The sequence below is a fragment of the Dysgonomonas gadei ATCC BAA-286 genome (assembly GCF_000213555.1).
Lineage (GTDB): Bacteria > Bacteroidota > Bacteroidia > Bacteroidales > Dysgonomonadaceae > Dysgonomonas > Dysgonomonas gadei.
Genome location: NZ_GL891988.1, coordinates 133,050 through 147,061, shown reverse-complemented (window position 1 = coordinate 147,061; position 14,012 = coordinate 133,050). Strand labels below are relative to the sequence as shown.

Annotated in this window: 9 protein-coding genes; 6 read left to right on the top strand and 3 right to left on the bottom strand. The window is 40.7% G+C overall.

The window, feature by feature from the left end:
- Positions 1-50 precede the first annotated feature (50 nt).
- From HMPREF9455_RS17055 to HMPREF9455_RS17030, 6 genes are all read left to right on the top strand, one after another.
- Complete coding sequence (locus tag HMPREF9455_RS17055) at positions 51-2,444, top strand: TonB-dependent receptor (protein ID WP_006800988.1); 2,394 nt, start codon at positions 51-53, stop codon at positions 2,442-2,444.
- Between the two features lie 229 nt (positions 2,445-2,673).
- Positions 2,674-3,798, top strand: a complete 1,125-nt coding sequence (locus tag HMPREF9455_RS17050) for a PepSY-associated TM helix domain-containing protein (protein WP_006800987.1) — start codon at positions 2,674-2,676, stop codon at positions 3,796-3,798.
- An 81-nt stretch (positions 3,799-3,879) separates the two neighbouring features.
- Positions 3,880-6,738, top strand: coding sequence for a glycoside hydrolase family 2 protein (locus HMPREF9455_RS17045; protein ID WP_006800986.1), 2,859 nt, complete (start codon positions 3,880-3,882; stop codon positions 6,736-6,738).
- A gap of 507 nt (positions 6,739-7,245) precedes the next feature.
- Positions 7,246-9,558: a TonB-dependent receptor gene (locus HMPREF9455_RS17040; RefSeq protein WP_006800985.1), complete on the top strand. Its 2,313-nt coding sequence runs from the start codon at positions 7,246-7,248 to the stop codon at positions 9,556-9,558.
- 5 nt (positions 9,559-9,563) lie between these two features.
- Positions 9,564-10,385 carry a DUF4249 domain-containing protein gene (locus HMPREF9455_RS17035; RefSeq protein ID WP_006800984.1) on the top strand — a complete coding sequence of 274 codons (822 nt, stop codon included), beginning with the start codon at positions 9,564-9,566 and terminating at the stop codon, positions 10,383-10,385.
- Positions 10,386-10,519: 134 nt separating this feature from the next.
- Positions 10,520-10,753 carry a DUF4834 family protein gene (locus HMPREF9455_RS17030; protein ID WP_006800983.1) on the top strand — a complete coding sequence of 78 codons (234 nt, stop codon included), beginning with the start codon at positions 10,520-10,522 and terminating at the stop codon, positions 10,751-10,753.
- A gap of 3 nt (positions 10,754-10,756) precedes the next feature.
- Here the strand turns inward: HMPREF9455_RS17030 and HMPREF9455_RS17025 are convergent, their stop codons facing one another.
- The 3 genes from HMPREF9455_RS17025 to HMPREF9455_RS17015 all read right to left on the bottom strand — a co-directional run bounded on the left by HMPREF9455_RS17025 (position 10,757) and on the right by HMPREF9455_RS17015 (position 13,986).
- On the bottom strand, positions 10,757-11,542 hold the full coding sequence (locus HMPREF9455_RS17025) for a polysaccharide deacetylase family protein (RefSeq protein WP_006800982.1): 786 nt from the start codon (positions 11,540-11,542) through the stop codon (positions 10,757-10,759).
- A complete protein-coding gene (locus HMPREF9455_RS17020; RefSeq protein ID WP_006800981.1) occupies positions 11,539-12,477 on the bottom strand; it encodes a glycosyltransferase family 2 protein in 939 nt (312 codons plus the stop codon). The genes HMPREF9455_RS17025 and HMPREF9455_RS17020 overlap by 4 nt, the downstream gene beginning before the upstream one ends.
- A 156-nt stretch (positions 12,478-12,633) precedes the next feature.
- On the bottom strand, positions 12,634-13,986 hold the full coding sequence (locus HMPREF9455_RS17015) for a DUF4026 domain-containing protein (RefSeq protein ID WP_006800980.1): 1,353 nt from the start codon (positions 13,984-13,986) through the stop codon (positions 12,634-12,636).
- Positions 13,987-14,012 lie beyond the last annotated feature (26 nt).

The window sequence follows — 14,012 nt, the reverse complement described above, 5'->3', positions numbered from 1 at the left end:
CCCTCGATTATATTTATCTATTCACACATATACAAAATATATAATAAACTATGAGGAAAATTATTTTTCTAAGCCTATTACTTATTCTCAATATATCTTTTGTTGTTGCACAGACAATAAAGGGAAGAGTACTTGATGATAATGGACAACCTTTAGCTTCGGCTACTGTTGTTATTAAAGAATTGCAAAAAGGAGTTTCCACTGATAATGAAGGAAAATTCAGGTTCGTACGCCTGCCTAAAAGAGAACTTACTGTAGAGGTGAGTTTTGTAGGTTATAACAATAATGAAAAAAAGGTAAATCTTTCTGATGATCAGGAAATACATCTTCAATTTAACATGGTACCAAATACCAATCTGAATGAAGTGGAAGTATTCGGTGAACGATATAAACAACCTGAAAAGCTAGATGCGATTACACGTATGCCTCTTCGCCCAAGCGAGCAAATACAAAGTATATCGGTTATTTCGGATAAAGTGATAGCCGAACAGGGTGCGTTGACTATTACGGATGCAGTGCGTAATGTGCCCGGAGTAACGCTTTTCGGTTCTTATGGAGGAGTACGCGAAAGTATGTCTACCCGTGGTTATCGTGGGGTTCCCGTTTTGAAAAACGGTGTGCGTGTGGACTCGGATTTTCGTACAGCTTCACTCGCGTCTGATATGCAGGGTGTGGAAAGTATCCAGGTAATAAAAGGTTCGGCTGCTGTAACTCAAGGTATCGGTGATGATCTGGGATCTCCCGGTGGAGTTATTAATGTCGTAACTAAAACCCCGAAGTTTGTAAATGGAGGAGAAGCTGCCTTACGTGTTGGTAGTTGGGGGCAAGTACGTCCTACATTTGATGTCCAATCAGTATTGGACAATAAAAAAACGGTAGCCTTCCGCCTGAACGGGGCTTATGAAAGAGCAGACAGCTATCGTACCAAGATATCTAAAAACAGAGTATATATCAACCCATCGTTAGAATGGCGTCCGGATGACAAAACTACTGTCACATTGGAAATGGATTATCTGAATGATAACACTACTCCTGACAGAGGAACTGTAAATCTCGCAGCCGATAATGAAGAGGCTCTTTATGATATGCCGCATGATAAGTTTTTGGGATTCGAGACTGATAATGTGGAAACAAAGACATTGACATATGCTGCCCGTATCACAAGGCAGCTTGCAGATAAAGTAAGCGTGAGGGCTGCATATTTTGCATCTAGTAATAACACTGATAATACAGGTGTAGGTGCTTTAAGAACAGTAACAGATAAAGATTATAATATCCGTAGCCGTACTCTCACCCGCTCGTTAAGGGATGATAAGAACAGGACTTTCCAGCTCGATCTGATTGGCCGGGATGTATATACCGGACCAATTAAGCATACTTTCCAAGTCGGATTCGATTACAAATCGAACAATCTTGAAACAACAGGATATAATGCCATTAAAGTTGATGAAATTGATATTTTCCAGGAAATACCAAATACTCTGCCTTCATCAGTTACAGATCAGGCTATGGTGGCGCAGGATCCTGCCAAATCAAATTCTTCCGCATACGGAATCATGGCTCAGGAAGTAATGACAATCAACGAATATCTAAGAGCAATACTCGGTTTGCGCTATAGCTACGGAACAAGTAGCAGCGCTACCGGCACAGGACTAGTTACAGGTGATTCATGGAACCCTATATTCGGATTAATGGTGTCGCCTATCAAGAATATCAATCTTTTTGGTTCTTATACCACAACTACAAGTTTGCGTTCAGCATCTAATCTGCAGGAAGATGGTAGACCGATAGGTCCATCAACGACAAAGCAATGGGAATTCGGTGTTAAATCTGATTGGCTTGATAACAGACTCCGATTTAACTTTACATTTTTTGATATTAATAATGAGAATCTTTCATACTCCATTCTGGACGAAAATGGTGTGACTACTAACCGTTATGGTTTGGCCGGCGATCTGAAAAGAACGGGGATAGAGACTGAATTATCAGGAAGAATATTACCAAATTTGCAGGTAATGTTAGGCTATGCATATCTGAATGCCAGATATACAAACAGCCCTGTTTATGTAGAAGGTTCAGCTCCAATGAACGCACCGGAACATACTGCAAACGGATGGTTATATTATACAATAGATAAAGGAACCCTTAAAGGTTTATCTATAGGAGCCGGAGTTTACTACGTAGGTGAACGTCCTGTTAATGAATATCTGACAGAAAGGACCAATGCTAATATTCATGACACTAAACCCGGAGTGGAACCGTTCGATATGCCTGCCTATACAACAGTAAATGCACAGTTGGCATATTCAGTTGGGCGTGTTACTACGCGTGTATATTTTAATAATATATTTAATGAAATAGGTTATAACTCGTACTACCGTGGCGGTTACATAAATCAAACCGACCCGCGTAATTTTGCAGCAACAGTATCATACCGCTTCTAAAACGAATCACTATTTATGATTACGGAACAATAAGAAAATCATTATTTATTGGGATTGCAGGTTGTTACAATTAGTCCGAAATTTGCAGAGATGATAGTTGATTTAATCTGCTTCAATTCTCAAAAAGATATAGATTAAAGAATTACTTAACTTTGATGATAGTTGTTCCGATGAATTGTTTGATAGTCAATCCATCGGAACTTTTTTTTTAGAATACAGAAATACATTTATGCGTAAATTTCTCAAACAGCTACACAAGTGGCTTTCGATTCCGGTGGGAATCATCATTACAATAGTTTGTCTTACCGGAGCAATACTTGTATTTCAGGATGAAATACTTCAACTTTCAAATCCTTCTCATTATTTTGTAAAAGAGGCAAAAGGCAACCCTATACCATTAGATGAACTGATACCGATGGTAAATGCTCAACTGGACAGCAATACTGTGGCCAGTGTACAGATACCGGACAATCCGGAGCGTACCTATACAATGACCCTCAAAGAAGGCTTCCGCATATCGGCGTTTGTAAACCAATATACAGGTGAAGTAACCGGAATGTATAAATTCAGGGAAAGCCCGTTCTTTACCATTATGTCGCTTCACCGTTGGTTATTGGACGGCGGACGCACATGGGGAAAATATACAGTAGGTATTTCTACTTTAATATTCGTATTTATTCTTATCAGCGGTTTTATAGTATGGATGCCCCGGCGACTAAATAAGAGCCGTTTCAAAATTCAGTTTCGTAAAGGAGGGAAGCGTCTATGGTACGATCTGCACAATGTGCTGGGAGCGTATGCCTGTCTGGTGTTACTGATATGTGCCCTTACAGGAATGGTGTGGTCTTTCGAGTGGTACAGAAACGGAGTATTTAAGTTGTTTGGAGTGGAAGCGCCCCAGGAACATGGACACGGAGGAGGCAACCGCGGAGGCGGAGGAAGAGGTAAGGAAGGTAAAAAAGAAGAACTAAATGTAGCAAACTGGCAAACAGTATTCAATACATTAAAAGCAGCCAATCCGGATTATGAATACATCCGAGTACAGGACAAATCAGCAACAGTACATCTGAAGTCATCCGTCACATCGCGTGCCACTGATAAGTATGACTTTGATAAAAACACCGGAGAGATAACAAAAATCACTCTGTTTAAAGATCAGGAAGGAACAACCAAAGTGTGGGCATGGGTATATAGCCTGCATGTAGGGAATTACTGGGGCATCTGGTCGAAAATATTCACTTGTTTCTTTTCTCTTGTGGGCGCAAGTCTACCCATTACAGGCTATTACATCTTCTTTGCAAAGAGAAGGGGAAGAGCAAAAGTAAGGGCAAGAAAAGAAACACGCAAAAGTTAATTAACGTTTGAGCGTTATCTCACGGATAAAAAACAGTATCTTTGTCTGACCTATTAATCAAAAACAATAAAGTCAGAACCCATGATTAACGAACAACAAAAATTGTATCTGAAAGGTACGGTGATACTACTTCTATTTATGGTATCATCTGCAAACTTCAAAGCACAACAGTTAACTAATTTATGGACGGGACTCCGCCAAGTTCAGTCTCAATCGGAATTACCCAAAGGCAATGCTTCATTTCAGGAAACAAAAAGAATTGCAAAAGAGAACTTACCTACTAAGTTAATCCCAACCCAAGAGGGAGAATGGATTATCACTCAGGGCTGGGAAATGGCCGACGGAGCAACGGCAATTGAATCCGGAAAGTCAATCTTCGATCCGCAACTGAATACGGCAACATGGTACAACGCCACTGTTCCCGGCACAGTACTTACCACATTGGTAAATCAGGGAGTTTATCCCGATCCGTTTTTCGGATTGAATAATATGAATATCCCCGATTCGCTGAGCCGCACCGATTGGTGGTACAGATGCAAATTTACTATTCCGCAAGATATTGCTGACAGGCAGTTGCAACTCCTCTTCAATGGTATAAATTACCGGGCAGAGGTATATCTGAACGGGAAAAGGCTGGGCAGTATAAAAGGAGCTTTCATTCGTGGCGAATTTGATGTAACAAATATCGTAAACCCTAATTCGGAAAATATACTGGCCGTTCACATTCTTCCTCCCAATAATCCGGGAATACCTCACGAGCAATCGATGATTGCCGGACAAGGTTTGAACGGAGGAGTACTCAGCACAGACGGGCCAACGTTCATATCTTCTATCGGCTGGGACTGGATTCCGGGTATTCGCGACCGTAATACGGGCATCTGGCAGGATGTAAGGCTCAGGTCGAGTGGTGATGTATTGATCGGTGATCCGTTGGTGACAACGGATATTCTCCTACCTGATACTACTCAGGCAAAAATAACTATCCGTACCAATATCCGTAATATAAGTTCAAAAACAATAAACGGCACGCTCTCTGCCGATATAGAAAACATCAATATCAGCATCCCTTATTCGCTGAAAGCTAATGAGGAAAAAGTATTGGTTTTCAGTCCGGAGGAGTATAAGGAACTGAATATAAAGAATCCCCGCCTGTGGTGGCCGAATGGCTACGGCAACCCGGAATTATATGATATGAAACTAACTGCCCGGACAAATAGCAGTACCTCGGACACCAAGAAAGTACGTTTCGGCATCCGTGAGATGTCATATGAACTGATGGTGAGTGATAATGACCAAAATAAAAGAGTGCTTTATACGCCAAACTCAACAATAAATAAAGGAAATCCTATATTCGATTATGAAAAAAGGGCTTTCTTCACCAAAGATAATCAACTGCCTACAATTACCAAAGGCGCAGACGTATCCGGATTGGAAACATTGTCAGCGGACGATCCTATCGGACCTTTCCTTGCAATCAGGGTAAACGGAGTGAGGATATTCTGTCGTGGCGGCAACTGGGGAATGGACGACGGCATGAAACGGGTATCCCGAGAGCGTATAGAACCATATGTACGTTTGCATCGTGATGCCAATTTCAATATTATCCGCAACTGGACAGGAGAATCGACCGAAGAAGTATTTTATAGCCTTTGTGATGAATACGGTATGCTGGTTTGGAACGACTTCTGGATTACCACTGACGATACTGTAGAGCCAAGCGACTTCGACCTGTTTGTTAAGAATGCTGCGGATGTAGTACGCCGTTACCGCAATCATCCGTCTATAGCTATCTGGTGTCCGCGCAATGAGGGCTTTGCACCGGAGGGAATGAGCGAAACACTTACAAAAATGGTAGCGAAAGAAGACCCTACGCGCCATTATCACGGTCAATCCCGTTTCCTGAATATGGGGACAAGCGGTCCGTGGGGATACTTTAAAGACCCGTCACTCTATTATACCCAAAACGCAAAAGGCTTCAATACCGAGATGGGTAGTTATGCCATCCCTACTGCGAATACCATCCGCAAATTCATAGCCCCGGAAGACCAGTGGCCCATAAATGATGTATGGGCATACCACGACCTGCATCACACATCCCAGAATTTCGGAGACTTTATGAATGCAGTAAACCGTTATGGGAAACCTGAAAGTATGGAGGATTTTGTCCGCAAATCACAATTTATAACATACGATGCATGGCGCAATATGCTCGAAGCGTGGAACAGTAAGATATGGAATAATACGACAGGCCTTATACTATGGATGAGCCATCCGGCATGGCCGAGCATGATCTGGCAGACATATACTTACGATTATGAAACTCCGGGCTCCTATTTTGGGGCAAAGAAGGCTTGCGAACCGGTACATATACAGATGAACCTGCCTGATAATGATGTAATGATTATCAATACAACATTGCATGACTATAAATCAGTGACAGCTGGTATCAGGTATATAAGCCTGCAAGGGAAAGAGTTGTATAAGAAAGACATAAGGTTGGATGCTAAAGCAAACTCATCCGCTAAGTGTTTTGTTCCTGAAAATGTGAATAATTTGCCTAGGTTATATCTGGCTCGTTTAGAGTTGAAAGATGTAAAAGGAAAAACGATGTCGACAAATGACTATTGGATGACTGACGGCAATAATGATTCATATAAGGATATGAACACGCTACCTTCTGTAGATGTAGTTGTAAAAGCTATAAATATTAAAGGCAAAACATCGGTAGAGGTATCAAATCTGTCAAAAGTGTTGGTCGTCGCCCTAAAACTGAATGCAGTGGATAAAAAAACAAATGAGATACTGCTTCCGGCCTATTTCTCAGATGGCTATATCAATTTATTGCCCGGAGAGAAGAGAACCGTAGAATTGACATTGCCTCAGCATTTAACGGGTAACTATAAGGTTATAGCCGAAGGGTATAATGCCAGAAGCAAGTAAAGTATAAAGATTTTTATACAGAAAGATTTGCAACCGCATTTGTGTCATACAAATGCGGTTATTTTTTATAACCGGATCGCGATCAGTACAATTAATACAAGCTTAGCAAAGAAGACTTTATGTTAAAAAAGACAATCATTTTCATCTACATTTATCGATACAGAAAAACAATTAGGGTAAACATATGAAAATTATTAGGTCGAAACGGGAGGGTTCCGGCAGGAAAGAGGAGAAAGAAACGGAGAAAATAATTATTTTCTGTTACTTGTGCCACCTTTTTTTAACAGTCTTATATCTCCCGGTTACATTTGTATCAAGGATTAATTATATCTCTTAAAAATGCTAGAATTTTCGCCTAATATTTTACATTGTAGTTCCTTTTTTATCACTATTTTAACAAATAAACAATTATCTTTGTCTAAAACCTGAAAAAGGAAACACTAAATAAAACGGCAGTTTTTCCGTTGAGATTGAGTATGGCTTATTGTTAGCCCTAAAAGATAGAATATGAGATTTCTCTTTATTGCGCTTCTGCTAACTCTTACTTTGATAGCTTTAGCCCAAAACAGATATACAGTAAAAGGCCGGATAAATAATGCCGATAGTGGAGAAACTCTTGTCGGTGTCTCTGTTGGGATAAAGGAATTACCACAACAAGGCAGCTTCGGCGATGAGTCCGGAAGTTATTCTCTTACACTTCCACAAGGAGAATATAACCTGATCTTTAAACTTATCGGCTATAACACCAAACAGATTAAGATCAAGTTGAACGAGAACAAGACTCTTAATGTAGATTTGGAGCCGGAAGTAGTTTCACTTGGTGAAGTGGAAATTTCGGCCCAAAGGAGCAATGAGAATGTAAAGAGTGTTCAATCGGGAGTGGATAAACTGGAGATAGAGATGGTTAATAAGATACCTGTCCTATTGGGAGAACGCGATATATTGAAAACTATACAGTTACTACCCGGGGTAATGAGTGCCGGAGAAGGCAATACGGGCTTCTATGTCCGCGGTGGCAGTAACGACCAAAATCTGATAATGCTGGATAATGCCACGGTGTATAATCCATCGCACCTTTTCGGCTTCTTTTCCACGTTTAACTCCAGCGCAGTAGATAATATGACAATTTACAAAGGCTCTATGCCTGCGCAATACGGAGGTAGATTATCCTCCACACTGGATGTAAGCATGAAAGATGGAGACCTGAAAGGTTACCATGCCAACGGAGGTATAGGCCTAATTTCTTCAAATCTGACCTTCGAAGGTCCTATTCAAAAAGAACGGTCGTCTTTCATCGTTTCGGCACGACGTACCTATGCAGATGCTTTGGCCCGGGCAATCGGAGTGGAGCAAGTAAAAGACTCTAAACTATACTTTTACGATCTAAATGCTAAATTGAGTTACGTGTTATCGGATAGGAATAAACTTACCTTAACCGCGTATTTGGGGAAGGATAAATTAGGATTGGATAAAGTGGCTATGATAGATTGGGGAAATACAATAGCCAGTCTGAAATGGAATCATATATTCAATGCAAAAGCAGCCTCGGCTACAACCTTATCGTATACCGACTATACCTATAATGTAAGTGTAGACCTCACTACAGGCCTGAATGTAGCTTCACATATCAAAGACTTTAACCTGAACCAGGAATTCAGTTTTTATCCGAACGATAAAAATGCAATAAAGGCTGGTTTTACATCTATATTCCATCAGGTCGTACCGGGGGATCTGAGCAGTAAAGATCCATCACAATTACAGATATCCCCATACGAACACCGTAAGTCGTGGGAGAACGCCATCTTTGCCTCGAACAGTATGAAACTGCATGATAAGATGGAGTTGAGCTACGGCCTGCGCGTGTCGTCTTTCAGCGTATTAGGCGGAGGAGACTATTATGAATTCGAGAATCATACTATTACAGATACTATATCTACAAAGAACGGCCAGTTTCTTAAAACATATTGGAATATAGAACCTCGGTTGTCCGCTGCTTATCAGCTAAACGACGTATCCTCTATCAAAGCGGCATATACACGCACAACCCAGCATTTACACTTGCTTTCTACGTCAAATCTTTCCAGTCCTACCGACAGATGGATTGCGAATACCAACTATATAAAACCGGAAATAGCCAATCAGGTTTCGATCGGTTATTTCCGTAATTTCTCAAATAACATGTTTGAGTTTAGCGCTGAACTCTATTACAAAGACCTTCGGAACCAGATAGACTATAAGGATGGAGCAGATGTCCGGGCAAAAGAGATAATAGAGACTGAATTGCTATTTGGGAAGGGGCGGGCATATGGTCTGGAACTGTTCCTCAAAAAAAGATTTGGAAAGTTTAATGGCTGGGTTGGCTATACACTTGCCCGCAGTGAGAAGAAAATAAACGGCATTAATGACGGGAAATGGTATGTCGCAAATCAGGATCGTACACATGACATATCGGTAGTAGGCATCTATGATCTCAATAAGAAGTGGACATTGTCTGCGACATGGGTTTTTGCAACAGGTAATCCAATGACATACCCATCAGGAAAATACATTGTGGACGGCCATGCAATATATTACTATGAAGGCCGGAACAGTTATAGGGCGCCATCATTTCACCGGCTCGATCTTGGGGCAATATGCACACTGAAGAAAACAAAGAAGTATACATCAGAACTTGCCTTTAGTGTATATAACGCATATGGGCGAAAGAATCCCTATATGTTTGGTTTCAGGCAAAATGAAGACGAGCGGATGGTCTCGGAATCATATATGATCTATCTATTCAGCGTTATCCCTTCCATATCGTGGAATTTCAAATTTTGAACAATATGAAAAATATATATAAACTCATATTAGCCATATCGGTTCTTGGTCTATTCACTGCCTGTGAGAAGATTGTGGATTTGGATTTACGCACTGCAACACCCAGACTAGTGATAAATGCCGCTATTACAGAAGGCTCGCCGTGTACGGTATACCTGACCAAATCGCAGGCGTTCAAAGATAATAGCGCTTTCAAAACGGTTGCGGATGCGGAGATTATATTAACCGATGAAGATGGGAATACTGAAATATTGAGGGAAGCTCAAAATATGTCCGGATTGTATCTCTCCAACATGTTAGGGGCAGTAAATAAAAGGTATCACATACAAGTGACAGCAGAAGGAAACACGCATGAAGCCAGTGTAGTAATACCCAATTCTGTACCCATTGAAGAAACCTATATCTATGAGATCAAGGCCGGAAAAGATTCCTGGTACTCGCCGTCTTTCGTCTTTCACGACCCTGTAGATGAAACGAACTATTATTATACAATCCTCTATGTAAACGGCAATGCCATGAAAAGCATATATCTGGATGACGATGAATTCAGAAACGGATTGAAAGTTCACCGCATACTATACTTCGACAAAGACGACAACAATGATAATGATCTGAAAACAGGAGATCAAATCAGGATAGAGATGCAAACTCTTGATAAAGGCATGTACACATTCTATAAATCATTGTTCTCTGTTGCTGCCGATGGAGGAACTAATCCGATAACCAATTTCACGGGAGATGTATTAGGCTGTTTTAAAGGATATAATACAAGCTTTGCTGATTTTATCGTAAGTCCCGATGCCATATATTCAGAATCTGATGAATAATCTGTATATTTGCTTATCCAATTAAGTAAAAGATAGCAAATGATACATTATTTCAATCTGGCTACTTATTGTACTTTAATTTAATGAAGCAATAAAAGGGTCTGTGACCTTAATATCTGAAATTCAATTGTAATATGTTTAAGTTTCTCGGCTTTCTATTAATATTAGGCCTATTCGGTTTTCTTGTAATAGGCGTCCTTTTGGGACGTGTCATCCGTTTTTTCGGTCCTGAAGAAAAGACCAGACCCAATAAAAAACGATCAGGCAGCAAGTCTCAAAATTCGAAAACATCGAATATCTCCCAGAAAAAATTTTCAGAGAACGAAGGCGAATATATCAGTTATGAAGAGGTAAAAGATGATGAGTAAGACCTATTTAATACTCTCCACAAAATCCCATGTGCGGGAAAACTCATAACCTTTGCTCTTTCCCCATTCGATAAGCTTTCCAAATCTTTCCACCATCTTCGCATCCGTATTTTTCGTTACATAGAACGGAAAATTATACTTCTCCTTAGGGCCTATATCCATAAATTCCCAGGGATGAAAATAGACATTCAGATATCCGTCTTTTTTTAATGTCCGGTTTGCCAGGCTTGTATAGATACCTAAAGGCAGATTATGAAAAGATATCCAGAATAAAGGAAAACGGAATATCGGAGTCACCGATGCCGGCAGTTGCCATACCCCTTCACGCATAAAGCATGTACGCGGCTCACTTAGTTTGTTATATCTACCGGGCAGATATGTCGGGTTGATTGATGAATTGTACATATACCCGGCCTTGAAGACTTCTTCTTCGGGCACAGGCGCCATGCGTGCCATGCGGTAACCTCGTACAGTCACACCTCCGATTTCTTCCAATATATCTTTCGACATTTTTAGATGCGGAGGTTCGAAGTGGTCATGTACATATCCGTGCGATGCCAGTTCGTGTCCTTCGCTAACTATCCTTCTTACTATATCTTTAGCATGGCTTGCGAAATTGGCTGTAGTATAGAAGGTCGCCTTTACTCCGTGTTTTGCAAGCAAATCGAGTATACGTGTTGTACCTTGTATGGAAACATCCATCTGTTGGTCGAAAGGAATAGGGTCTCCGTATTCGCGGGGCATCTCGAATTCCTCTATATCGAAACTTAATAATATCTTTGAACTCATTTGTTACTAATATTTGTACTTCGTATAATATATGGAGGGAAACCTTTGGTCTGGGAGAATATCCGTCCTATATACAATCCGATAATCCCAAGAATGAATAGTTGCAATCCGCCCAAAAAACCCACTGTAATTATCAAAGACACCCAACCAGCCATTACATGCCCCGTCCATAGGCTGATAATAGCATATGGCACCAGCAATAGGGATAATACGGCTATGCCGAAGCCCAGATATAAAGCAAGGTGGAGAGGCTTTGTACTGAAAGAGAGTATTCCCTGTACAGCAAGGTTACGCATTTTCTTAAAAGTATACTTCGTTTGCCCCGACAGCCGCTTGTCAGGCATATAGTCCATTGCGTATTGCTTAAAACCTATCCAGTGAACGATACCTCTTATAAACAAGTCACTACCTTTAATATTGATAAGGACATTTGCCGCCCGCCGGTCCATTAACCGGAAATCGGCAACCCCCTGTTCCAGATGTATATCGGATACAATATTCAGAAATTTATAGAAAAGGCTCGAGCTTCCGCGTTTCTTCTTCGATAGTGTCGGATCATCCATACGTCGTGTATATACGATATCGTAACCCTCTTCCCATTTTTTGATAAAATCGGGTAACATTCGGGGCGGATGCTGCATATCGGCATCCATGGATATGATACAATCGCCTGTGGCATTATCCAGTCCTGCTTTCAAAGCATTCTGATGCCCGAAATTACGGGAAAATTCAATATAGAAAAGCTGCGGGTCTTCCGCACTCATTTTCTCCAGTATAGTTTGGCTTGTGTCATTACTGCCATCATTAACGGCTATAATCTCATACTGGTAGCCTGTTGTGTCCATACTGTCATGGATTGCTTTTATCACTGTAGGAATATTAGATTCCTCGTTATAACAACAGATTACAATTGAGACTTTTTTATTTAATATCATTTCTATTCTCGATCTTATGTAAAGATAAGGTTGAATTATATTATTTGTTTTCGTGACTCGGCATAATCAAAATAAATTTCGCTTCTGCTCTCGCTACTCAAAACGTTCTTATTTTATATAAAGATAAAGTTATTCGGATTTCATAATTTCCTTATATCAGTTTTCCAACAGGTAAATCGAATCACTTGTATATGTATTGTCCGGAGAATATATAATCCAGTCGGTAAGCAGGTCGAAAGGATATGTTTTTATATCTCCTTCGTTCAGCCCCGATATCCAATAAGGTTGATTGAGGAGCTTGCCTTCAATTTTTCCATTCTCTATAGATATGACATCATACCACAGATGCTCTTTTTCACTTCCCGAATCGGGATTATCTACAGTCAGCCCCAACTTTACAAGGAAAGTCCATCCGGGTTGTTCCTCTTCTTTTTTCGAACCGAAAATATTTTTGAGGAACGATTTCTTCTCCGGTTGTTTATGTTCCTTCCTGAAGACTTTCTCGAATGCAGAAAAACGCTCTTTAGCCAACGCACTCATTCTATCGGTTTCCTCATTCGTTATATAATAAATAGGATTTTCGGCCAACGTAGGCGCATATATCTCGGGAGAAACCATATTGCCATCTTCCACAGCAAAGAGAATACCCGAAGGCTCGGCATGTACATTATCTACTTCGTCCCGATCCGCCACACTACCGAGTATACCCTTGGGCAGATCTTTCAGTGCTTCCTCCCACCGGAGCCAGCACAGGTTGATTCCCATACCGTCATAACCGATTGTAAACCGTTCTTTCTCCTTTGCAGGATGCGACAGAAATTTCTTTACTGTCATGTTTATTAATGTATTCATTTGCTCTGCTCCCTGACTGAAATTAAGAATCTCCAGTTCTACAGATGCGCAGCGATGCAACCCATGCGTATGGAACCAATATCTGCGATTACCATTCTCCCCATTCTCGTCATATACACAATGCAATGTATAAAGATAATCGGGAGAAGGAGGTGTCGGTGATTTAGCGGTCATGCTCAGCCATTTGGCAGACAACAACCTGTAAGACATGAAGTCAACTACAAGGCTTGCTTCAGGGACAATAGCATCCATTATTTTCAATTGCAAATGAAATGAAGTCAGAGGCTCCAACTCGAAGTACATGGATGTTTCGAGGTAATGTTCCTGCTCCATTGCGATTTGCAGGGATTCTTCATCTATCGAATTTGCGAAACCGTAGTCGCCAAGGTTTATATTTTTGGCTTCACAGACATATAAGTCCACATTAAACACAGTCTCCTGATATTCAATCTCTGCCGCAAAACTCATAATTGAAAACTCTATATCGACTTCAGCCTTATTAAAAGAAATAAGTTTGAAATCTTTTCGAGAAGAAAGTGATTTTTCTATCTGTGCAGCATCGAACTTAAAGCTTTTGCTACGGGGATAAATACCCATTCCGGAAGCCAGCCCTGTTTCGCCTTCAGCCAGCAAGTCATATTTCTCGTTGTTATCCATATATGAGATTGATCAGATGTGTTTAT

Bases quoted from the DNA above. Each gene is read 5' to 3' on its own strand.
- HMPREF9455_RS17045 (WP_006800986.1), top strand. From the start codon at position 3,880: ATGATTAACGAACAACAAAAATTGTATCTGAAAGGTACGGTGATACTA.
- HMPREF9455_RS17035 (WP_006800984.1), top strand. From the start codon at position 9,564: ATGAAAAATATATATAAACTCATATTAGCCATATCGGTTCTTGGTCTA.
- HMPREF9455_RS17055 (WP_006800988.1), top strand. From the start codon at position 51: ATGAGGAAAATTATTTTTCTAAGCCTATTACTTATTCTCAATATATCT.
- HMPREF9455_RS17025 (WP_006800982.1), bottom strand. From the start codon at position 11,542: ATGAGTTCAAAGATATTATTAAGTTTCGATATAGAGGAATTCGAGATG.
- HMPREF9455_RS17050 (WP_006800987.1), top strand. From the start codon at position 2,674: ATGCGTAAATTTCTCAAACAGCTACACAAGTGGCTTTCGATTCCGGTG.
- HMPREF9455_RS17040 (WP_006800985.1), top strand. From the start codon at position 7,246: ATGAGATTTCTCTTTATTGCGCTTCTGCTAACTCTTACTTTGATAGCT.
- HMPREF9455_RS17030 (WP_006800983.1), top strand. From the start codon at position 10,520: ATGTTTAAGTTTCTCGGCTTTCTATTAATATTAGGCCTATTCGGTTTT.
- HMPREF9455_RS17015 (WP_006800980.1), bottom strand. From the start codon at position 13,986: ATGGATAACAACGAGAAATATGACTTGCTGGCTGAAGGCGAAACAGGG.
- HMPREF9455_RS17020 (WP_006800981.1), bottom strand. From the start codon at position 12,477: ATGATATTAAATAAAAAAGTCTCAATTGTAATCTGTTGTTATAACGAG.